We start from the raw sequence: 21259 nt of genomic DNA, 5'->3' as shown, positions 1-21259 counted from the left end.
CAAAGTGGATTTGGCTGAGCTGTTATTATCCGCCGTATCTATTCAGTACGGATTGATCCATGTCCTCTCGCGAAATCCGCATCGCCACCCGCAAAAGTGCTCTCGCCCTGTGGCAGGCCGAATACGTCAAAGCCCGTCTGATCGAGGCCCATCCGGGTCTGCTCGTGACGCTGGTGCCCATGGTCAGTCGCGGCGACAAGCTGCTCGACTCGCCGCTGTCGAAAATCGGTGGCAAGGGCCTGTTCGTCAAGGAACTGGAAACCGCGCTGTTGGAAAACGAAGCCGACATCGCGGTGCACTCCATGAAAGACGTGCCGATGGACTTCCCTGAAGGCCTCGGTCTGTTTTGCATCTGCGAGCGCGAAGACCCGCGTGATGCCTTCGTCTCCAACACGTTTGCCAGCCTGGATGCGTTACCACCGGGCAGCATCGTCGGTACGTCGAGCCTGCGTCGCCAGGCCCAATTGTTGACCCGTCGCCCGGACCTGGAAATCCGTTTCCTGCGCGGCAACGTCAACACGCGTCTGGCCAAGCTCGATGCCGGTGAATACGACGCCATCATCCTGGCGGCAGCCGGCCTGATTCGCCTCGGCTTTGAAGATCGCATTACCTCGGCGATCAGCGTCGACGATAGCCTGCCAGCCGGTGGCCAAGGCGCAGTCGGTATTGAATGCCGCAGCGCCGACAGCGAAATCCACGCGTTGCTGGCGCCGCTGCATCACCAGGACACCGCCACTCGGGTGATCGCTGAACGCGCTCTCAACAAACATTTGAATGGCGGCTGCCAAGTGCCGATCGCCTGTTACGCCGTGCTTGAAGGCGAGCAACTCTGGTTGCGCGGCCTGGTGGGCGATCCGAGCGGCGGCCTGCTGCTCAGCGCCGAGGCCCGTGCGCCGCGCGGTGACGCAGAAGCCTTGGGCGTACAAGTCGCCGAAGACTTGCTGAGCCAGGGTGCCAACGACATCCTCAAAGCGGTCTACGGCGAGGCAGGTCACGAGTGACGGGTTGGCGCCTGCTGCTGACACGCCCTGCGGATGAGTCAGCGGCGTTGAGTGGCGCGTTGGCGCAAGTGGGGATTTTCAGCAGCAGCTTGCCGCTTTTGGAAATAGCCCCGATCCCGGTCTCTGACACAATGCGCGACGTCATTCAGGGGCTGAACCGGTTTGACGCGGTGATCGTGGTCAGCAAGCCGGCCGCTCGAATCGGCGTTGACTTGCTGAATCTATATGGGCCGCAGCCACCCCGTCCACGCTGGTTCAGCGTGGGCGCGGCGACCGCGCAGGTCCTCGCGGATAACGGGTTGATTGTGAGTTTTCCTGCCGAGGGCGATGACAGTGAAGCCTTGCTTGAACTTCCCTCGTTGCGCGAGGCTGTCGCTCGAGCCTTTTCACGCGTGTTGATCATGCGCGGGGAGGGTGGTCGTGAGTTGCTGGCTGAGCGTTTGCGCGAGCTTGGTGCTAGTGTCGAGTATCTGGAGTTGTACCGTCGGGGGCTGCCTCAGTACCCGCCGACGGCGTTGCCTGACCGGATTGAAGCGGAACGCTTGAACGGGCTGGTGGTCAGCAGTGGACAGGGTTTTGAGCACCTGCGCCAATTGGCGGGTGATGCCTGGCCTGCGCTGGCGCGGTTGCCGTTGTTTGTTCCAAGCCCCAGGGTCGCCGAGCTGGCACGTGCCGCCGGGGCCCTGACAGTTGTGGATTGTCGTGGCGCCAGTGCCGCGGCTTTGCTGACGGCGTTGCGGGAGCATCCCGAACCCGTTTTTTAATGCAAAGGATGGATACGTGAGCGAAACAGCCTTGCCTAAAGATGACGTCCAGCCGGTGCTTGATACGCCGGTTGATGCACCGGTTCAAACACCACCACCCGCTGCTGTGCAGCGCCGGGGCAATGGGCTGGCAATCGTCGCGCTGCTGTTGGGCGCTGCCGGTGTTGCCGTAGGCGGTTGGGGTGTCTGGCAGGTGCGTCACCTGCAAGCCAATACCCAGCAGCAATTGAGCCAGGTCCAGGCGTTGAGCGATCAGGCGCAAAGTCTGAAACTTAACGAGCAGCGACTGAGTGCGCGCCTTGAGCAACTGCCCGCGGCCGAGGAACTGGACGCTCGCAGCCGTCTGGTGATTCAGCTTCAAGCGGATCAGCAACGCCTGAACCAGCGTCTGGAAACCGTCCTCGGTGCCAGTCGCAAGGATTGGCGTCTGGCCGAAGCGGAACACTTGTTGCGTCTGGCCAGCCTGCGCCTTTCCGCGCTGCAGGACATCAGCAGCGCTCAGGCCCTGGTGCAGGGCGCCGATGAAATTCTTCGTGAACAGAATGACCCGGGTTCCTTTGCCGCTCGCGAGCAAGTGGCCAAAACCCTGGTGGCTCTGCGCAGCACCGAACAACCGGATCGCACCGGACTGTTCCTGCGACTGGGCGCTTTGCGTGATCAGGTCATTAACCTCACTGAGCTGGCGCCCGAGTACAAGGATCGCGGTGAGTCGCTGTTGGGCCTGACAGCCGATGGCGATGGCGCCAGTCGTTGGGCGCAGTGGTGGGATCAGATTTCGCGCTACATCCGTATCGACTTCAATGCCGACAAGAACATCCGTCCGCTACTGGCAGGGCAGAGCCTGAGTCAGGTGCGTCTGGCCTTGAGCCTGGCGCTTGAGCAAGCGCAATGGGCCGCGCTCAACGGTCAGGCTGCGGTTTATACCCAGGCGCTGGCCGAGGCGCGTGACGTACTGAAAGGCAATTTCAACCCGGACAACCCGCAAAGCAAAGTCATGCTTGAGCAGGTGGGCGAGTTGAGCAAGCAGCCGGTCACCGTCATAACGCCAGACCTGACCGCAACGTTGAGCACGGTGCAGGGTTATCTGGAGCGCCGCAATGTGAACGCCGAAGATTCGATCAAGCCAATGGCCAAACCTGCTGCGAACGCTGCGCAGGAGGCCACGCCATGAAGCGTCTCTATGTGATCGTGTTCCTGGTCATCGCGGCGGCCGCCGCGCTGGGCCTGGCGATCGCCGAGCATTCCGGTTACGTGTTGATCGCCTACAAAACCTTTCGCTATGAAGCGAGCCTGTGGGCAACCCTGGCGCTGGTCGCGGTGCTCTGGCTGGTGTTCTGGGGTATCAAGGCGTTGATCGGCCTGGTGACGACGTCCAGCGGCGTGGTCAATCCCTGGTCCCGACGCAATCGCAGTCGTCGGGTGCAAGTGGCGATCGAGCACGGCCAGCTGGACCTGGCCGAGGGGCGCTGGGCCAGTGCGCAGCGTCATCTGCATCGCGCCGCCGAAGCCGAGCGCCAACCGCTGCTCTACTACCTCGGCGCGGCGCGTGCCGCCAATGAACAAGGTCTTTACGAGGAAAGCGACAACTTGCTGGAGCGCGCCCTTGAGCGTCAGCCCCAGGCCGAACTGGCCATCGCGTTGAACCATGCCCAGCTGCAGACCGATCGAGGCGACACCGAAGGCGCCCTGACGACCCTGCAAGCGATGCACGAGCGCCATCCTCATAACGTCCAGACCCTGCGCCAGTTGCAGCGCCTGCACCAGCAGCGCGGCGATTGGTCGGCAGTGATTCGTCTGCTGCCGGAGCTACGCAAGGATAAAGTCTTGCCACCCGCCGAACTGACCGAGCTGGAGCGCCGGGCCTGGGGCGAAAACCTTACGCTGGCGGCGCGTCAGGAAGAGGACGGTACGGTCGGACTGCAATCGCTTAACCGCGCCTGGCAGCAGCTCACTTCCGCTCAGCGCCAGGAGCCACAGCTGGTGCTGGCCTACGCAGAGCAATTGCGGCAACTGGGCGCACAAGTCGAAGCTGAAGAGGTTCTGCGCACGGCCCTCAAGCGTGAGTACAACAGTCACCTGGCGCGTCTCTACGGCCTGGTTCGCGGCAGCGATCCGGCGCGTCAGTTGCACACTGCCGAAGGTTGGCTCAAGGATCACCCGGCAGACCCGAGCCTGTTACTGACACTCGGCCGCTTGTGTCTGCAGAGCAGTCTGTGGGGTAAAGCGCGGGACTATCTGGAAAGCAGTTTGCGGGTGCAGCGCAATCCCGAGGCGTGTGCCGAACTGGCACGGTTGCTCGCGCAACTGGGCGACACGGAACGCAGCAACCAGTTGTTTCAGGAAGGTCTGGGGCTGCTGGATGAGCGTTTGTTGGCGGCACCGCTGCCGGCTCCCGTTTACGCCTGAAGCCGGTGCCCCGTAGCTGTAGCATTGCGCAGCTACTACCGGGACGAGAGCTGATTTTTGAGCCTGTTCTTCGACCTGAAACGGCTTGAATGTTTGGTGCTGTAGTCCCTGATAGGCATCGTCCTACAGGGGACTACACCAAGTCCTCTAGCTCCTGTCGGGAATTCCCTACACTTTTGGTGAAGTGTCCGTGCTGGCCTGCCTTGAAAGGCTGGCGCGCTTTCCTCTACCGTAACAGCCTGTCTCTACTGTTACGGATAAGCCATGTTTTTGGCCTGCTCACGCTCCTTGTTTTTCATGGCTTTCATTGCAGGTGCCCTGGCCTTGGGTGTTTCCTATTACCTGGAATATGCGGTCGGTCTCAAGCCTTGCGGATTGTGCCTTTTGCAGCGACTTTGCCTGGCATTGTTCGCTGGTGTCTGCCTGGTGGGTTCGGTACATGGCCCCGGTCGCTTCGGGAACTTCCTCTATTGGCTACTCGGTCTGTTCTGCAGTCTTGCGGGTACGGTCACCGCGTGGCGACAGGTTTTACTGCAGAGCGATCCGTCGCAGCTCTCGGCTTGTCCGGTCAATCCCGGGGCGTTTTATGAGGACTTACCGTGGTTGTGCCAAGTGACGAAAATGTTCAACGGAGACGCGGATTGCGCAGAAATCTCCTGGACGCTGTTCGATTTGAGCCTGCCGGAATGGAGTCTGCTGCTGTTCATGGCGATGACGATCCTGGGGATCTATCAGCTGCTGCGCATTGTCTGGCTTGCCTGCAAACGACCGCTCAGCGGCACGTCGTCGCACCGGGCGCCGGCGGGAGATTAAACACTTGTATGAACTTTATCTCCTGCGTACCTTGAAGCCATTGTCGCGCGGGCATAATCTGGCCCGCACGTGTCATTGGAATTATGTTGCTCGATGACGCTCTGCCTGATCGTTTCTTGATTTCAAGTCTGCGACAGGTGTAGGGCAGCATGACCCACAAGGGAAGAGAGATCACCATGCTCGAAAGTTGTCAGAATGCTCAGGAACGCTGGGGTGGAGTGCATCTGCTGATCGATCGCTGGTTGCAGGAGCGTCACGAACTGGTTCGAGCCTACGATGCTCTCGGTGCCAAGCCAGAGGCTTTGGGCGAAAATCGAAAACCTTTGCAGGAATTTTGCGGAGTGCTGGTTGACTACGTGTCTGCCGGGCACTTCGAGATCTACGAACAGCTGACCGGGGAGGCCAAAGCCTTCAACGACAAGCGTGGTCTGGAACTCGCAGAGACCATTTACCCGCGCATCGATGTCATTACCGAGAAGCTGCTCGCGTTCAACGATCTGTGTGATGCAGGCAAATGCGTCGCGGAGAAATTCAAGGAGCTGGGTGGGCTGCTGCACGAGCGCTTCGAGCTGGAAGATTGTCTGATCGAAGTGCTGCACACCGCTCACAAGGAAGAGGACTCGGTTCAGGCCTGAGCCTTCCCTGCAAGATCCTCCCTCCCAAAGGGAAGCTGAAAAACGGTGCGCGATGCGCGCCGTTTTTCGTTTCTGGCTATCAGCTCGTGACGCCGCGCAATTCGACTTCAAACACCAGCGGCGTAAACGGCGCGATCAGGTCGCCGGCACCGTCCGCGCCATAGGCTTGAGACGATGGAATCACCAGTCGCCATTTCGCGCCGACCGGCATGTTTTGCAAGGCGCTGCGCCAGCCGCTGATTACGCTGTCGAGACTGAACCATTGCGGCTTGCTGTTCTGGTCGAACACGGTGCCGTCCGGAAGGCGTCCGATATACACCACTTCGACCTTGCCGTTAGGGCCAGCCTTCGCTCCAGTGCCCGGCGCCAACTCCGTCAGTAAAATTCCATCCGCCAGTTCGCGAACACCGGGCCTGGCTTTTTCCTCGGCGAGAAAATGCTGCTCTTTTTCAAGCGCAACTTCACTTTGCGGGACGGAGGACTGCTCGGCGACTTGCGCTTCATGCTGGGCAAGAATCTGTTCAATCTGCTCGTCTTTCAACGCCAGCGGTTTGCCTTGGTAAGCTTGCTGCAAGCCGTCGAGCAGTGCCTGGATTTGCAGGTCCGGAACCTCTTGGCGCAAGCGTTCGCCCAAGCTCGCACCCAGGCTGTAAGCGAGATCGTGAGCGTCATTTGCAGTGGTTTTTTCCGCGGCCTGGGCAACGGAAAAAAACACGCACAGCGATAAAAAAAGGTAGCGCGACATGGGCACTCTCCGACCTGAGATGCGGTGGATTATGCCAGTGTGAAAGCGCTCGAAGGTAAACTGGTTTTGCGCAAGTGCAGAAGATTTTCGATTCGTTGCAACGCAGCGCTTTCGATACTGTCAACATGCCCTAGCGGCGGTGTCTGCAGAGGTCTAGTATGAGCCGCACCCACGTCAGCCAGGAGGTAAACCATGTCGGCCACCAAGAAGCCAGTAAATACCCCGTTGCACTTACTCCAACAACTCTCGGGCAGTCTGCTCGAGCATTTGGAAACCGCTTGTTCGCAAGCCTTGGCTGATGCTGAAAAACTGCTCGCCAAACTGGAAAAGCAGCGCGGAAAAGCGCAGGAGAAATTGCACAAGTCCCGTACCAAATTGCAGGACGCCGCAGCAGCTGGAAAAGCCAAGGCGCAAACCAAAGCCAAGGATGCGGTGAAAGAACTTGAGGACTTGCTCGATGCCCTCAAAGATCGTCAATCCGAAACGCGCAGCTACATTCTGCAACTCAAGCGCGATGCTCAAGAAAGCCTGAAATTGGCCCAGGGCGTCGGTCGTGTACAAGAGGCTGTCGTCAAGGCGTTGTCCCTGCGTTCGGCCAAGCCAGCTGCGGCACCGGCCAAGAAAGCTGCTGCCAAACCGGCTGCTGCAAAAGCACCGGCCAAGCCTGCTGCCAAGGCACCGGTGAAAGCTGCCGCAAAACCGGCGGCGAAAAAACCAGTCGCTGCCAGCGCTGCCAAACCAGCTGCTAAAGCGACGGCTGCCAAACCTGCCGCCAAGCCAGTTGCTGCAAAAACAGCTGCCGCTAAACCTGCTGCAAAAACTGCTGCTGCCAAACCGGCTGTGGCGAAAACCGCAGCGGCAAAACCAGCTGCTAGATCGGCCGCAAAACCAGCCGCGAAAACTGCTGCTGCCAAACCTGCTGCCAAGCCAGCCGTTAAAGCAGCCGCTGCCAAACCGGCTGCTAAAACTGCAGTTGCAAAACCGGCTGCCAGAACTGCTGCTGCCAAACCTGCTGCCAAGCCAGCCGCGGCAAAAACCGCTGCAGCCAAACCGGCTACAAAAGCTGCGGTAAAACCCGCCGCCGCAAAACCAGCTGCAGCTAAACCCGCCGCTGCGAAGCCAGCTGCAAAACCTGCAGCCAAACCAGCCGTGAAAAAGCCGGTCGCTACTGCCAAGCCAGCCACTGCGCCAGTTACAAAGCCAGCGACTTCGACTCCGGCACCTGCTGCATCGGCTGCTCCGGCGCCAGCAACAACCTCGACAACTACGCCTGCGCCAACGCCAGCCGCCGCGTCGAGCACCAGCACCACCCCAACCAGCGCTTCCTAAGTGCCGGTTGCCGCGACGCGCAGCTGATGCAGCGCGTCGCGGTCCAGGTGTGCGGCGCCTGCCGCCACACCTTCCAGCCAGGCCGTTAGATCGGTCGCCTCATACTGCGGCCAACGCAGCGCCAAACGCTCCAGCCGCGACAACAAATGCCGTTCGGCTTCCATCTCCAGTGACTTCACTTTCTCGCGCAATTCATCCAGCCCGGCGTCCTCGCTCGCGGCGGCTTTCCATTGCCGGCGTAAAGCGCGCAACGGTTGCACGACATCCGCGTCCCAAGGCCCCGCTACATCGCGAAGCTGCTGCAAGCGTTGTTCGTTACAGGTCACGCCACGTTCTTCCAGCCACAACCCGCACAGCAGAAGGCACACGTTCACGCCCGCCGACTGCAAGTGCAGGCACGAACGTTCTACCCCAGGACGGGCGTAGGTGGTCAGGGAAAAGCTCCACAGGTCAGAGGACATAGTGCTACTCGCGCCAGTTGCGAGCGAAGCTGGTAGACTCCGCCGCCATTATGATTCGACTTCAGAACCTGACTTTACAGCGTGGCCCTCAACGTCTGCTAGAAGACGCTGAGCTGACCCTGCACGCCGGCCACAAAGCCGGCCTCATCGGTGCCAACGGCGCCGGCAAATCGAGCCTGTTCGCCTTGATCCGGGGCGAACTGCACCCGGACTCGGGTGACTGCTTCCTGCCGGCCGACTGGCGTATCGCCCACATGCGCCAGGAAATCGAGACGCTCGAACGCCTGGCGGTCGACTACGTGCTCGATGGCGACCTGCGCCTGCGTGAGGTGCAACGAGACCTCGCCGCGGCCGAAGCCGCGCATGACGGCGCGGCTCAGGCCCGCCTGCACTCGGAACTCGACAGCGCCGACGGTTACACCGCCGATGCCCGAGCCCGCAAACTGCTGGCAGGCCTCGGGTTCACCAATGAACAGATGGATCGCCCGGTAGGAGATTTCTCTGGTGGCTGGAGGATGCGTCTGAACCTGGCGCAGGCTTTGATGTGCCCATCGGACTTGCTGCTGCTCGACGAACCGACCAACCACTTGGACCTCGACGCCATCATCTGGCTCGAAGAGTGGCTCAAAAGCTACCCCGGCACCTTACTGTTGATTTCCCACGACCGGGATTTCCTCGATGCCGTGGTCGATCACGTCGCCCATGTCGATCAACGCAAAATCACCCTGTATCGCGGTGGTTACAGCGCCTTTGAACGCGCCCGTGCCGAACGTCTGGCGCAGCAACAGCAAGCCTACGAGAAGCAACAGGCGCAACGTGCGCACATGGAAAGCTACATCGCCCGCTTCAAGGCCCAGGCCACCAAGGCCCGTCAGGCGCAGAGCCGGATCAAGGCGCTGGAGCGGATGGAAGAACTGTCCGCCGCCCACGTCGATTCGCCGTTCGACTTCGTCTTCCGCGAATCGCAGAAGATCTCTAGCCCATTGATTGATTTGTCGGATGCTCGTCTGGGTTACGGCGACAAAGCGGTGCTGGAGAAGGTCAAGCTGCAACTGACTCCGGGGGCGCGGATCGGTTTGCTCGGGCCAAACGGCGCCGGTAAGTCGACCTTGATCAAAAACCTCGCCGGTGAACTCGAACCGTTGTCCGGTCGCCTGACGCGCGGCGAGAACACCGTCGTGGGCTACTTTGCCCAGCATCAACTGGATTCTCTGGACTCCAAGGCCAGCCCGTTGCTGCACTTGCAGCGCCTGGCGCCGACCGAACGCGAGCAGACCTTGCGCGACTTCCTCGGTGGTTTCGACTTCCGTGGCGCGCGTATCGATGAACCGGTGCTAAATTTCTCCGGTGGTGAAAAGGCCCGCCTGGCCCTGGCCTTGATTGCCTGGGATCGACCGAACCTGTTGCTGCTCGACGAACCGACCAACCACCTGGACCTGGAAATGCGCCTGGCGCTGACCATGGCCCTGCAGGAATTCAGTGGCGCGGTATTGGTGGTCTCCCACGATCGTCATCTGCTCAAAAGCACCACTGACAATTTCTACCTGGTGGCCGACGGCAAGGTCGAGGAGTTCGACGGTGACCTGGAAGACTACGCCCGTTGGCTGGTCGACTACCGTCAGCGCAATGCCCCGGTCAGCAATACCCCGGTCAATCCGGACAAGACTGACAAGAAAGCCCAGCGCCAGGCCGCTGCTGCGTTGCGTCAGCAACTGGCGCCGCACAAGCGCGAAGCTGACAAGTTTGAAGCCGAGCTGGGCAAGCTGCACGAGAAGCTGGCGAAGATCGACACGAGTCTTGGCGACAGCGACATTTACGAACCGGCACGCAAGAACGATTTGCGTGACCTGCTGGCGGAACAGGCCAAGCTGAAGGTGCGTGAAGCCGAGCTGGAAGAAGCCTGGATGGAAGCCCTGGAACTGCTGGAAAGCATGCAGGCGGAGCTGGAGGCGCTGTCCTGATGGAGGCCTTCAAGCTGCCACTGCCGGCGGTGTGGATCGAGCCGATCTGGCTCGTCGCGCAAATCCTGTTGATCCTGCTGGCCGGCTACTTCGCCCAGCGCTTTGTCGCCAAATGCCTGACCCGTCTTGGCGATCGCTACCCGTTTCCGCCGCAGTTGCTCATGCCGCTGCGCGGCGGGTTGCGCTGGCTGATCATGGGCAGCGCGCTGATTTTCGTGCTGGAACGCCTTGGCGTGTCGGCGACGGTGCTCTGGACGGCGTTGTCCGGGTTTGTGGCCGTCGCGGCGGTGGCGTTCTTCGCCATGTGGAGCGTGCTCTCCAATCTGCTGTGTGCCGTTTTGATCTTCACAGTTGGCCCGTTCCGCCTCGGCGATGTGGTCGAACTGGTGGACACCACCGACAAGCCTGGCGTCAAAGGTCGGGTCGTGGCGATCAATCTGCTTTACACCACGCTGATCGAAGCGCAAGAGCTCGGCACTGGTAGCGCCATGGTGCAAGTGCCCAACAGCCTGTTCTTCCAGCGCTCGGTTCGACGCTGGCGCGGCAGTGATGTGATTCCTTCGAGCGGGTTTGAGAAGTAGGTCTTCTGATAGACCGCATTTGCGAGCCTGAAGCCGTAAACGCTGGTCGGCAGCCGCAACATCCTGCAAAAAATCGGTGGTCATCGGCCCAAAGCCGCATTAGCTTAGACGTCTGATACGAGTCTGAGTCGAGGTGTGCGATGGAGCTTCAAACATGGCTGGCGTTTTTTGCTGCCTGCTGGGTGATCAGTTTGTCTCCCGGTGCCGGCGCCATTGCGTCGATGTCCAGCGGTCTGCAATACGGTTTCTGGCGTGGTTACTGGAATGCCCTGGGCCTGCAAATAGGTCTGGCGGTACAGATCGCGATTGTTGGCGCCGGTGTTGGCGCGATTCTCACGGCGTCTGCTTCAGCTTTTTACGCGATCAAATGGTTTGGCGTGGCGTACCTCGTGTACCTCGCGGTCAAGCAATGGCGCGCGCTGCCCAGCGACATGAGCGACGACGCGGCCGTGCGCCAGATTGGCAAGCCGATGGCGTTGGTGTTCCGGGGATTCCTGGTCAACATCAGCAACCCCAAGGCGCTGGTGTTCATGCTGGCGGTGTTGCCGCAGTTCATTGATCCGCATGCGCCGCTGCTGGCTCAGTACCTGATCATCGGCGTGACCATGGTCTGCGTTGACCTGATCGTCATGGCCGGTTACACCGGGCTGGCGTCGAAGGTATTGCGCTTGTTGCGTACGCCCAAACAGCAAAAACGCATGAACCGCACGTTTGCCGGATTGTTTATCGGCGCTGCGGCGTTTATGGCGACTCTGCGCAAAGCCGCGGTGTAAAACCATCAGCCATACAAAAGGCGACCCGAGAGGTCGCCTTTTTCGTTCCAGGGTTCAGCGCAGAATGACTGGCGCGGTATCCGGCGGCAGGTCATTGCGTGGTTCTGGTTGCCCCGACGGCACATACTTGCCATCCCCGAGCTGTTCGATCAATTGGCGAGCCACGTCCTCGCCCAAGGACCTGGACACGTCCCGCACCACTCGCGGGCGGTTCACCGATACGTGGATATCACGATCATTCACCAGTTTAGTGTCCTGGGCTTCACCCATGGCGGTGAACGCCGAGGTGATCTCGTACGTCCTGGTGTTGATCAGGCTGAAATCCGCGACGAGGGTGAGTGCCAGCACCGCCGAGTAGCTGTCGGTGTTGGCCAGTTCATTCATGTCCTCGGTGAAATCGATGTCCGACAGTGTGCCGAACAACACGTATTCGGCCCCTTCGAATTGGCCAGCCTTGATGCGATTGATCACGTCGTACACATCGCTTTTGGCGCTGGCGGTGTAGGGCGTGCCTTGAATCAACTGGAACCTGCCGGTCTTGAGCATCTGGCCTTTGATGTCGCCACTGAAACGACGGATTTCGGTCTGTTCCAGATAGCTGTTCTGCGTCGTGTACTCGTCATAGCTGGACGAGCCGCTGGCGCCGTAATAATCCTGCTGATGGTTGTCCCGGGCCGAGATCACGTGGACGTATTGATCCACGCTGGCTTCGTAGGCAAGGTCGGTAACGGCGATTTTCGGGGCTGCCTGGGCGCTAACGGCGCAGGCCAGGGCCATGATGCCAATCCATGCACGCATTGCTTAGCGCTCCGTGGTTTTGCGGATTTCTTTCTCGTCCATCCACTCGGCCAGCCCGCTTTCGACGTCGACCAATTGCAGGCTGAATTTGTAGAAGACGTCCTTGTAGTCGTTGCTGCGCTTGATGATCGAACTGATCGAGCCTTCCAGGCGGTAGCGGGCGGCGATCATGTTGCCGGTTTTGGCCACCGTGCTTTTTTTGTACAAACCGCTCTGGTTCTGCAATTTGAGGTGGTCGACCTGGCTCTGCATGTCCGTGTTGTCGCTGGCAAAGCGCGCGGTGCCGGAGCGCATCAGTTGGGTCTTGATCGACGTGGTGATTTCGCGGGTATCGATGTACTCGCTGGTCTTGTTCATCACGTCGTAGACCTGAACCACCGGCCGCCCTTTCAGCACGCCCGACTGCGCGAGCGAGCGGGTCATGCTTTCAGCGATCATCTGCAGGTCAGTCGAGCCGAATTCGTTGGTCACCAGTTCAACAGCTTTCGGGTCGCCGTAGCTGATGTTGCCACTGCCTAGCACAGGCGAGCGATTCTCAGCGCAGCCACCGATCAGCAGCGCGGCCAGGGTCAGCAACGAAACGCGTAAAAACATGGGCAAGGTCTCAAGGGGGCGGTTCACGGCGTATTGATCTCCAGGCGGAAATCCACGGCTTGTGGCACGGGGGCGATAGCCGGCACAAAACTGGTTTGTCCGGCGTACAGGGTCAAGCTTTTCCACGTGTCGGCTTCGGCCACGGGAAAACCTTCCGGTCCCATCCACAAATAGCGGTAATAGAGCGTTCGATTGTGGGTGTCGGTGTTGCTCAGCTGCGCGCTGACTGTCAGGAAACCGTTCTCCCTGGCCATGCGCATGGGACCGATTGCCACGTCCTCAATCGGTCCAGTGGCCAGCACTTTGCTGGCGGCACTGCCCGGCTCCGGTGGCGGTGGGGTAGCGCAACCAGCCAACAGGGCCAGCGCGACAATGGCGAAGCGTTTCAATCCCATGAAATTCTCCGTTCAGGGGCGGGCAGGGCTGGCTGCAGCCTGCGGTGCGGGAAGGGGGGCGAGTTGCAAGGCAACATCAGCGGCGAATCTGCGGCGACCCACCGCGCGCAAGCTGAAGGCTTGATGTGTCTGTTCCACCTTGAAGCTGACCGGTGTTGCGTCCGGCGCATTGGGCACGGTCAGTTGATGCACGCCTTTCTTGAGTCGCAGGCGGGCGACCAGCGTCTTGTCCGGCAGTGTGCGCCAGACGCGGGTGTCGGCATCCTCACGTTGCGTCTGCAGCAGGAGTGTTTCCTCAAGCTTCTCGGGCCTGTGTTTTTTCAGATAAGCCAGGTATTCGACATTGGACCGGGCGCGATGGAGCGTGCGTTGAATAATGCCCGGCATGTCGTCACGCAAGGTGCGCCGTGACATGTCGCCGAAGCTGTTGAGCAGCGTCAGCCTGTGTTTTTTGCCGTCCACCATAACGAAGTCCACGGGGGGCGTGGAGGTGTCGGGGACGATGATCGGGAACGACATGTTAGTGATGTAGGTTTCACCCTCGACATCTACCGAAATTGGCACGCGCACCGAACTGCGAGCCGGCGCCAGCCCGGTTTGCACAATCAGCAGGACATCACTTTCACCCGCCTTCAGCGGGGATTTGGCCAGGTTACGCAATGATTGTTCGAGCAGCGGCGTATCGGGGCGCAGTTCAATGGCTTGGCGATAGCCCGGCGCGGCGAGGTCTTTCTCGTCCAGCGTTTCATAGATGAAACCGGCGAGGTAATGGCTGAACGCACTCTGGTAGCTGTTTTTCAGTGCGATCACTTCTGGGGCATCGAGGGTCGCTACCGGGTAGCCCTGAAGGTCCTGGAATTTCATCGCGACCCCTTGCTCTTTCGCCTGGGTTTCCAGTTCCAGATATTGCTTGTCACGTTTGTCGGCAATGGTTGCTTCGCGCTCGTGGGTTTTCTTGATCATGACGCGCGCCAGTTCCGTTTCGGAGCCGGAGAGCAGCATCAGGGCCATTTGCGTGGTCAGGGCGACTCTCTCGAAATCGTAGCCATCGTATAAGCGCACCTTGTCGTTGGCGCTGTAACTGTTGAACTCGGTGAATTTTTTGAAGGGGACGAACATGGGCGAATTGTCCCACCCTTCGATCAACCGGTCGGCGTAGTCCCAATGTTGATAACTGTCGGGGAAATTACCGCTGAGGCGCAGCAATTCGCCTTTTTCGAAGTGATAAAGCAGGTCGCCCGGAGGAGTGGGGTTGTTGCGGTCGAGTACGGCAACCGCATCGTCGAGCTGACCGGCCTTGAAATAATCGAGGGTCTCGTTCAGTTCGGCGTTGTAGTCACGCATGGTAGGACAGCCACTCAGTAGCAGGCACGCACTGAGTACAAACATGAAGCGCAGGCGGGTGGCCATTTGCGGTGTGTCTTCCTTGAAAATAAGCCGCCATGAGGCGGCAAATTATAGACTTGGATGATGGCACTTTGTTCCTGCACTTCAGCGGCGGCCGCAGACAAAGCTTGAGTGAATGACATTGGGAGTGAACAATGTATTACTTCGTATTTCCAATTGAGATTCATTCATGACTGCCCCGTCCCGATTTCTGGCCTGGCTGGTGTTTCCGCTGTTTGCCTTGTGCAGCTTCAATCTGCTGGCCGACACCGTAGAAGGCGCGCCGCAAGCGCTGCATTTGCTCGATTACATCGGTGCGGATTACCCGGACACGGTGCAAGCGGGCAAGGTCATTGATGAGGGTGAATACCGCGAGCAGCTGGAATTCATCAAAGTGTTGCAAGGCTTGATCGCCGCGATGCCGGCCAAGCCGGAAAAAGACGGGCTGGAGCAGGGCATCAGCACGCTGCGTAACGCCATTTCTGCGCGTCAGGACGGTGCGGACGTCGCCCGCCAGGCCCGCCAGCTCGGTGCGAAACTGGCCGTGGCTTATGAAGTCAGCCAGGCGCCGATCATTACCCCGGATCCGACACGGGGTGCGCCACTGTACGCCCAGCATTGTTCGGTTTGTCATGGTGATACGGGGGGCGGTGATGGCCCGGCCGGTGTCGGCCTGACGCCGCCACCGGCCAATCTGCGTGATGCCTCGCGACTGGATCGCCTGAGCTTGTATGCGATCTACAACACCTTGGGGATGGGCGTCGAAGGCACCGACATGCCCGCCTTCGCCGATCAGCTGGATGATCGGCAGCGCTGGGACCTGGCGACCTACATTGCCAGCTTCAGTGCCGCCCCGGCCGTAACCAAAGCCGAAAAAACCTACAACATTGCCGACCTGGCCCGTCAGACCCCGGCCGAAGTGCTGGCCGCTGACGGCCCACAAGCTGCGGCGACCTTCCGTGCACAGCGCGCACAACCGGCGCAGGTCAAGCGTGGCCCGGCACAATTGCTCGATTACACCGCCGCCACGTTGGACAAGAGCATCGCCGCCTACCGTGCCGGCGATCACGATCAAGCCTATGACCTGTCGGTAGCGGCGTATCTGGAGGGCTTCGAGCTGGTTGAAAGCTCGTTGGACAACGTCGATGCCAACGTGCGCAAGGACACCGAGAAATCGCTGATGGCTTACCGTCAGTCGTTGCAGGACGGTTTGCCGGCGGCCGAGGCGCAGCTGCGTCTGGACGCGGCCAAGGCCAAGTTGAAGCAGTCGGCGGGTTTGTTGGGCAGTGATGGCTTGAGCTGGTCCCTGAGCTATATCTCCGGCTTGCTGATTCTGCTGCGTGAAGGGCTGGAAGCGATTCTGGTGCTGGCGGCGATCCTCGCATTCCTGCGCAATACCGGCCAGCAATCGGCGGTGCGCAGTGTCAACATCGGTTGGGGCCTGGCGCTGTTGGCGGGCCTGGGGACCTGGGCGGTGGCGGCCTATGCGATCGATGTCAGCGGATCGCAACGGGAATTGCTGGAAGGTGCGACAGCGTTGTTTGCCGCCGTCATGGTGCTCTGGCTCGGCGTGTGGATGCACGACCGTCGCCACGCGGCGGCCTGGCAGGATTACATCAAGAGCAGTCTGGTGGGCGGTGGCGGACGTTTCGGGTTTGCGACGCTGGCGTTCTTCTCGGTGTATCGCGAGTTGTTCGAAGTGATTTTGTTCTACGAGACCTTGTGGTTGCAGGCTGGGCCTGCGGGGCATAACGCGGTGCTCGCCGGTGGTGCGACGGCGCTGGTGCTGCTGGTCGGCCTGGCCTGGGTGATCTTGCGGGGTTCGGCGAAGTTGCCGCTGGCGTTGTTCTTCAGCATCAACGCCGGTTTGCTCTGTGCATTGTCGGTGGTGTTTGCCGGACATGGCGTGAAGGCATTGCAGGAAGCCGGCATCTTTGGCACTCGGCCGGTGGCGTTCTTCGACTTCGATTGGCTGGGGATCCACGCGGATGCGTACTCGCTGAGTGCTCAGGCGGTGGCGATCATTGCGATCATCGTGTTGTATGGGCGTAGCTGGATGGCGGAGAAGCGGCGGGTGCCTGCTTCTTAAGAGCATTCGCTGCGCTCATATTCGCGGGCAAGCCCGCTCCCACAGGTTTAGCGTTAACCTTGCGGGAGCGGGCTTGCCCGCGATGCTTTTCAAAAGAGGAAAACACAATGCGTGTCTGGATCGATGCAGACGCCTGTCCACGGGCGGCCAAGGATCTGGTGGTGAAGTTTGCGCTCAAGCGTCAGTTCGAAGTGGTGCTGGTGGCGGGACAGCCGCAGATCAAGCCGGGCCTGGCCCTGGTCAAGCTGATCGTGGTGCCGAGTGGCCCGGATGCAGCGGACGATTATCTGGTGGAGCACGCGGTGCCGGGTGAACTGGTGATTTGCAGCGATGTACCGCTGGCGGATCGGCTGGTGAAGAAGGGCGTCGCAGCGCTGGACCCGCGAGGCAAGGAGTTCGATGCGCAAAACATGGGCGACCGGCTAGCGGTGCGCAACCTGTTCACCGATTTGCGTGAACAAGGTCAAATGAGTGGCGGGCCAGCGCCGTTTGGCGAACGGGAGAAGCAAGCGTTCGCCAATGCGCTGGACCGGATCCTGACACGGCTCACACGCAAAACCTGAGCCTTGCAAAGAGCCCTGTGGGAGCGGGCTTGCTCGCGAATGCGGTGTATCAGTCGACATCAATGCTGAATGACGCACCGCATTCGCGAGCAAGCCCGCTCCCACTTAGTCCGTGTTACACATCATTCTCGTGGGTCAGTTCAAGGACGCGGTCGATCAGTTTGTTGATCCCCGACGCCGCTTCGCTGATCGATTGCGCCAGCATATACGCCGGGGTGCTGACCAGTTTGCGTGCCTTGTCTTCAACAATGTCGGTCACCGCGCAATCAGCGTGGGTCGCGCCCATCTTGTTCATGGCGGCGGCGGTATCGGCGTCATTGCCGATGGTGCAGGTCACGCCCGGCCCATAGATCTTGGCCGCCAGCGCTGGCGAGATGCAGATCAGGCCGACCGGTTTCCCCGCTTCGGCGAACGCTTCGGTCAAGGCCAGGACATCCGGCTGCACCGTGCAGCCAGCGCCTTCGATGGCGAAGTTCGACAGGTTCTTGGCCGCGCCAAAACCGCCAGGCACGATCAGCGCGTCGAAGTCTTCGACGTTGGCCTCACGAATATCCTTGATGTTGCCCCGGGCAATCCGCGCCGACTCCACCAGCACATTACGCGACTCGGGCATTTCGTCGCCGGTCAGGTGATTGATCACATGCAACTGCGAGATATTGGGGGCAAAGCACTGCACCTGAGCGCCGCGCTGGTCCAGGCGCAGCAAGGTAATCACGCTTTCGTGGATCTCGGCGCCGTCGTACACGCCACAGCCGGAAAGGATCACTGCAACTTTTTTGCTCATGGGTTTTTCTCCAGATTCATGGCGTTAAATGTCCACTAATTTGTCACTCGTTGCCATAGGGTTAATTCGCGGCTACACCTAGCATCTGTCCTCAAGATTCCGATCAGGGCGCGTCATGGACTTCATTCTGTATGCGGTGCCGTTCTTCTTTGTGTTGATTGCCGTCGAGCTGCTCGCTGATCGTTGGCGCGGGGTGAGCAACTATCGGGTGGCGGACGCGATCAACAGCATCAGCACCGGCGTGTTGTCGACCACCACCGGCCTGCTGACCAAGGGTGTCGGCCTGGTCACCTACGCTTTTGCCCTCAAGCATCTGGCGCTGTTCGAACTCTCTGCCGACAGCGTCTGGGTCTGGGTGTTTGCCTTTGTTCTCTATGACTTCTGTTACTACTGGCTGCACCGCATGGGCCATGAGCGCAACATCCTCTGGGCCGCGCACTCGGTGCATCACCAGAGCGAGGACTACAACCTCTCCACAGCCTTGCGCCAGACCAGTACCGGTTTCCTGTTGAGTTGGATTTTCTACTTGCCGATGGCGGTGGTCGGGGTGCCGCTGCTGGTGTTTGTCAGCGTTGCGGCGTTGAACCTGCGGTATCAGTTCTGGGTGCATACGCGGCACATTCCCAAGCTTGGCTGGTTCGAGTGGTTCTTCGTGACGCCGTCCAATCATCGGGCCCACCATGCGCAGAACGCTCTCTACATGGATCGCAACTACGGCGGGGTGTTCATTATTTGGGACCGCCTATTTGGCTCGTTCCAGGAAGAGGATGAAAACGAACCGGTCATCTTCGGCGTGACCACGCCCCTGGCGAGCTGGAATCCGTTGTGGGCCAACGTGCAGTTTTACGCGCAGCTCTGGGACGATGCGCGGCGGGCCGAAAGCAAATGGGACAAGGTGCGGATCTGGTTCATGCGCACCGGTTGGCGGCCGGCGGATGTGGCGGCCAGGTACCCGATGAGCAAGCCGGACTTGAGCCAGTTCCGTAAATTCGAGGTGCCAGTGGACGGGCGTCAGCAGCTGTACGTGGCGGTGCAGTTCTGTGTCTACATCGCGCTGGGCAGCTACCTGATGAATCTGGAACCGAGTTTGCCGACCGCGGCGCTGGTGCTCGGCTGGAGTGCCGTGGCGCTGGGTCTGTTTACCTTGGGCATGGCCCTGGAGAATCGCCCGCATGCGCTGAAGCTGGAACTGCTGCGGCTGGCATCGAACGTGCCGCTGGTGTGGCTGGCGCCGCTGGTCGGGTTGTGGCCGGCCAGCGCGGTGGGTTGGGTCGGCTTGCTCAGTTACAGCCTGCTCAGCGGGATCGGTCTCTACTGTTGCAGAAACCGCTTCACTCGACTGGCGTCTTAGTCTCGGCGGCCTTGGCCAGTTTAGCCTGCTCGTCGGCGTAGATCTTCTTCGCCAGGCGGGCATTCTTGAAGCGTCGGCGCAGCCACAGGCACAGCCCCAGCAGGAGCAGGGCACCGAGCACCCACAGCTCGTACTTCTTGACGCTGCCCAGCATGCCTTCAAGCACCGCGCCGAAGTGATAGGCCGCAGCAGCCAGCGCGGCGGCCCAGACTGCAGCACCAATCCCGTTGAGCAGCAAATAACGTCCTGGCGGATAACCCGACAGGCCGATGGCCACCGGCATCACCGTACGCAGGCCATAGACGAAGCGGAAGCTCAGCACCCAGATGTCCGGGTGTTTACGAATATGTTCCAGCGCGCGGTCACCCATCAATTGCCAGCGCGGTTTGCGCGCGAGCAATTTGCGGCCGTGCTTACGCCCGAGGAAATACCACAGCTGATCACCGGCATAACTGCCACAGAACGCCACAATCGTGACGATCTGGATGTCCATGTATCCGCGGAACGCGAGGAAGCCTGCGAGAACCAGAATGGTTTCGCCTTCGAAGAACGTACCGAGAAAAAGGGCGAAGTAGCCGAATTCCTGAAGAAATTGTTGGAGCATTGTCTGGATGCTGGCGAAATGAACGCGCAGCCTAACCCTTCGTGCACATTCATGAAAGTGTCCAAATGTGTCTCGACGTGAACATTTCCTACAAGGACAATGGAATGCGACTACCTGCCACAGGGGTGCACATAACTGTAATACGACGGTCATAATGGTCGCTTATAACTGTCACGCTCGCCCCCAGCGGGCTCAGGAGTCTGCCGTGAGCTTTACCCCCGCCAACCGTTTGTTTCCTGCAACCCGCCTGCGCCGCAACCGTCGTGATGATTTTTCGCGTCGACTGGTTCGTGAAAACGTGTTGACCGTCGATGACCTGATCCTGCCGGTATTTGTGCTGGACGGTGAAAACCGTCGCGAAGCGGTAGCGTCGATGCCGGGCGTCGAACGCCTGACCATTGATCTGTTGCTTGAAGAAGCAGCCAAGTGGGTCGAGCTGGGGATTCCCGCGCTGGCCCTGTTCCCGGTGACGCCGCCGGAACTCAAGTCCCTGGACGCCGCTGAAGCCTGGAACCCCGACGGTATCGCCCAGCGCGCCACTCGCGCCTTGCGTGCGCAGTTCCCTGAGCTCGGTGTGATCACTGACGTCGCTCTGGATCCGTTCACCACCCACGGTCAGGACGGCATTCTCGACGAGGAAGGCTACGTGCAGAACGACATCACCGTCGACGCACTGGTCAAGCAGGCCTTGTCCCATGCCGAAGCCGGTGCTCAGGTGGTGGCCCCATCGGACATGATGGACGGTCGCATCCAGGCGATTCGCGAAGCGCTGGAGCTGGCCGATCACGTTAACGTGCGGATCATGGCTTACTCGGCCAAGTACGCCAGCGCCTATTACGGCCCGTTCCGCGATGCGGTGGGTTCGGCGCTGAACCTGGGCAAGGCCAACAAGGCGTCTTATCAGATGGACCCGGCCAACAGCAATGAAGCCCTGCATGAAGTGGCTGCGGACTTGTCAGAAGGCGCGGACATGGTCATGGTCAAGCCTGGCATGCCGTACCTGGATATCCTTTACCGGGTCAAAGAAGAATTTAAAGTGCCGACCTTTGTTTATCAGGTCAGCGGTGAATACGCCATGCACATGGCGGCGATACAGAATGGCTGGTTGAGTGAAGGGGTTATCCTCGAATCCCTGACCGCTTTTAAACGAGCAGGGGCTGATGGCATCCTGACTTACTTTGCCGTGCGTGCCGCTCAATTGTTACGAGAGCAAAAATAGCCCTCAC

At 60.1% G+C, this 21259-nt stretch carries 22 protein-coding genes; 14 read left to right on the top strand and 8 right to left on the bottom strand.

The window, feature by feature from the left end; translation table 11 throughout:
• Positions 1-59: 59 nt before the first annotated feature.
• The 6 genes from hemC to K5K95_RS07620 all read left to right on the top strand — a co-directional run bounded on the left by hemC (position 60) and on the right by K5K95_RS07620 (position 5619).
• The gene (gene hemC, locus K5K95_RS07645) at positions 60-1001 is read left to right on the top strand and encodes a hydroxymethylbilane synthase (RefSeq protein WP_222588964.1); all 942 of its coding nucleotides are present in this window, start codon (positions 60-62) and stop codon (positions 999-1001) included.
• Positions 998-1765 (top strand): uroporphyrinogen-III synthase, encoded by a 768-nt coding sequence (locus tag K5K95_RS07640; RefSeq protein WP_222588963.1) that lies wholly within the window; start codon positions 998-1000, stop codon positions 1763-1765. Before hemC ends, K5K95_RS07640 begins: the two co-directional genes overlap by 4 nt.
• A gap of 16 nt (positions 1766-1781) precedes the next feature.
• Positions 1782-2936, top strand: coding sequence for a uroporphyrinogen-III C-methyltransferase (locus K5K95_RS07635; RefSeq protein ID WP_222588962.1), 1155 nt, complete (start codon positions 1782-1784; stop codon positions 2934-2936).
• Positions 2933-4171, top strand: a complete 1239-nt coding sequence (locus K5K95_RS07630; protein WP_222588961.1) for a heme biosynthesis protein HemY — start codon at positions 2933-2935, stop codon at positions 4169-4171. The genes K5K95_RS07635 and K5K95_RS07630 overlap by 4 nt, the downstream gene beginning before the upstream one ends.
• Before the next feature lie 264 nt (positions 4172-4435).
• Positions 4436-4984 (top strand): disulfide bond formation protein B, encoded by a 549-nt coding sequence (locus K5K95_RS07625; protein ID WP_222588960.1) that lies wholly within the window; start codon positions 4436-4438, stop codon positions 4982-4984.
• A 176-nt stretch (positions 4985-5160) separates the two neighbouring features.
• A complete protein-coding gene (locus K5K95_RS07620; RefSeq protein ID WP_064680385.1) occupies positions 5161-5619 on the top strand; it encodes an Rsd/AlgQ family anti-sigma factor in 459 nt (152 codons plus the stop codon).
• Positions 5620-5698: 79 nt separating this feature from the next.
• Here the strand turns inward: K5K95_RS07620 and K5K95_RS07615 are convergent, their stop codons facing one another.
• Positions 5699-6364: an FKBP-type peptidyl-prolyl cis-trans isomerase gene (locus K5K95_RS07615; RefSeq protein WP_222588959.1), complete on the bottom strand. Its 666-nt coding sequence runs from the start codon at positions 6362-6364 to the stop codon at positions 5699-5701.
• 192 nt (positions 6365-6556) lie between these two features.
• On the opposite strand from K5K95_RS07615, the gene K5K95_RS07610 reads away from it, so the two are divergent.
• Positions 6557-7693: an AlgP family protein gene (locus tag K5K95_RS07610; RefSeq protein WP_222588958.1), complete on the top strand. Its 1137-nt coding sequence runs from the start codon at positions 6557-6559 to the stop codon at positions 7691-7693.
• On the opposite strand, the gene K5K95_RS07605 is transcribed toward K5K95_RS07610, so the two are convergent.
• Complete coding sequence (locus tag K5K95_RS07605; protein ID WP_222588957.1) at positions 7690-8154, bottom strand: TIGR02444 family protein; 465 nt, start codon at positions 8152-8154, stop codon at positions 7690-7692. The genes K5K95_RS07610 and K5K95_RS07605 overlap by 4 nt on opposite strands.
• A gap of 50 nt (positions 8155-8204) precedes the next feature.
• Here K5K95_RS07605 and K5K95_RS07600 point away from each other — a divergent pair, with 50 nt between their 5' ends.
• The 3 genes from K5K95_RS07600 (at position 8205) to rhtB (ending at position 11469) form a co-directional block, all read left to right on the top strand.
• Positions 8205-10115 carry an ATP-binding cassette domain-containing protein gene (locus tag K5K95_RS07600; RefSeq protein WP_222588956.1) on the top strand — a complete coding sequence of 637 codons (1911 nt, stop codon included), beginning with the start codon at positions 8205-8207 and terminating at the stop codon, positions 10113-10115.
• Complete coding sequence (locus K5K95_RS07595; RefSeq protein ID WP_222588955.1) at positions 10115-10696, top strand: mechanosensitive ion channel family protein; 582 nt, start codon at positions 10115-10117, stop codon at positions 10694-10696. The genes K5K95_RS07600 and K5K95_RS07595 overlap by 1 nt, the downstream gene beginning before the upstream one ends.
• A gap of 140 nt (positions 10697-10836) precedes the next feature.
• On the top strand, positions 10837-11469 hold the full coding sequence (gene rhtB / locus K5K95_RS07590; RefSeq protein WP_208670933.1) for a homoserine/homoserine lactone efflux protein: 633 nt from the start codon (positions 10837-10839) through the stop codon (positions 11467-11469).
• 54 nt (positions 11470-11523) lie between these two features.
• Here the strand turns inward: rhtB and K5K95_RS07585 are convergent, their stop codons facing one another.
• The 4 genes from K5K95_RS07585 to K5K95_RS07570 are packed head-to-tail and all read right to left on the bottom strand — an operon-like array spanning position 11524 to position 14666.
• Entirely contained in the window at positions 11524-12267 is a 744-nt protein-coding gene (locus K5K95_RS07585; RefSeq protein WP_222588954.1) for a penicillin-binding protein activator LpoB, read from the bottom strand.
• A 3-nt stretch (positions 12268-12270) separates the two neighbouring features.
• Positions 12271-12861, bottom strand: coding sequence for a penicillin-binding protein activator LpoB (lpoB, locus tag K5K95_RS07580; protein WP_222590306.1), 591 nt, complete (start codon positions 12859-12861; stop codon positions 12271-12273).
• A 23-nt stretch (positions 12862-12884) separates the two neighbouring features.
• The gene (locus tag K5K95_RS07575) at positions 12885-13256 is read right to left on the bottom strand and encodes a YcfL family protein (protein WP_222588953.1); all 372 of its coding nucleotides are present in this window, start codon (positions 13254-13256) and stop codon (positions 12885-12887) included.
• Positions 13257-13268: 12 nt separating this feature from the next.
• Positions 13269-14666 carry a COG3014 family protein gene (locus K5K95_RS07570; RefSeq protein WP_222588952.1) on the bottom strand — a complete coding sequence of 466 codons (1398 nt, stop codon included), beginning with the start codon at positions 14664-14666 and terminating at the stop codon, positions 13269-13271.
• A gap of 166 nt (positions 14667-14832) precedes the next feature.
• On the opposite strand from K5K95_RS07570, the gene K5K95_RS07565 reads away from it, so the two are divergent.
• Positions 14833-16731: an FTR1 family protein gene (locus tag K5K95_RS07565; RefSeq protein WP_222588951.1), complete on the top strand. Its 1899-nt coding sequence runs from the start codon at positions 14833-14835 to the stop codon at positions 16729-16731.
• Positions 16732-16838: 107 nt separating this feature from the next.
• Positions 16839-17294, top strand: coding sequence for a YaiI/YqxD family protein (locus K5K95_RS07560; RefSeq protein ID WP_222588950.1), 456 nt, complete (start codon positions 16839-16841; stop codon positions 17292-17294).
• A gap of 115 nt (positions 17295-17409) precedes the next feature.
• Here K5K95_RS07560 and elbB read toward each other — a convergent pair whose 3' ends face one another.
• Positions 17410-18078 (bottom strand): isoprenoid biosynthesis glyoxalase ElbB, encoded by a 669-nt coding sequence (elbB, locus tag K5K95_RS07555; protein ID WP_222588949.1) that lies wholly within the window; start codon positions 18076-18078, stop codon positions 17410-17412.
• 115 nt (positions 18079-18193) lie between these two features.
• Between elbB and K5K95_RS07550 the strand changes: the two genes are divergently transcribed.
• The gene (locus tag K5K95_RS07550) at positions 18194-19429 is read left to right on the top strand and encodes a sterol desaturase family protein (protein ID WP_222588948.1); all 1236 of its coding nucleotides are present in this window, start codon (positions 18194-18196) and stop codon (positions 19427-19429) included.
• Here K5K95_RS07550 and K5K95_RS07545 read toward each other — a convergent pair.
• The gene (locus K5K95_RS07545) at positions 19410-20033 is read right to left on the bottom strand and encodes a DedA family protein (protein WP_222588947.1); all 624 of its coding nucleotides are present in this window, start codon (positions 20031-20033) and stop codon (positions 19410-19412) included. The two genes, K5K95_RS07550 and K5K95_RS07545, sit on opposite strands and share 20 nt — an antisense overlap.
• Before the next feature lie 205 nt (positions 20034-20238).
• Here K5K95_RS07545 and hemB point away from each other — a divergent pair, with 205 nt between their 5' ends.
• Entirely contained in the window at positions 20239-21252 is a 1014-nt protein-coding gene (gene hemB / locus K5K95_RS07540; RefSeq protein WP_222588946.1) for a porphobilinogen synthase, read from the top strand.
• Positions 21253-21259 lie beyond the last annotated feature (7 nt).

The organism is Pseudomonas sp. DR48, assembly GCF_019823085.1.
GTDB lineage: Bacteria > Pseudomonadota > Gammaproteobacteria > Pseudomonadales > Pseudomonadaceae > Aquipseudomonas.
Note: the sequence above shows the minus strand (reverse complement) of the source record. Positions and strands in the feature narration are given on the sequence as shown.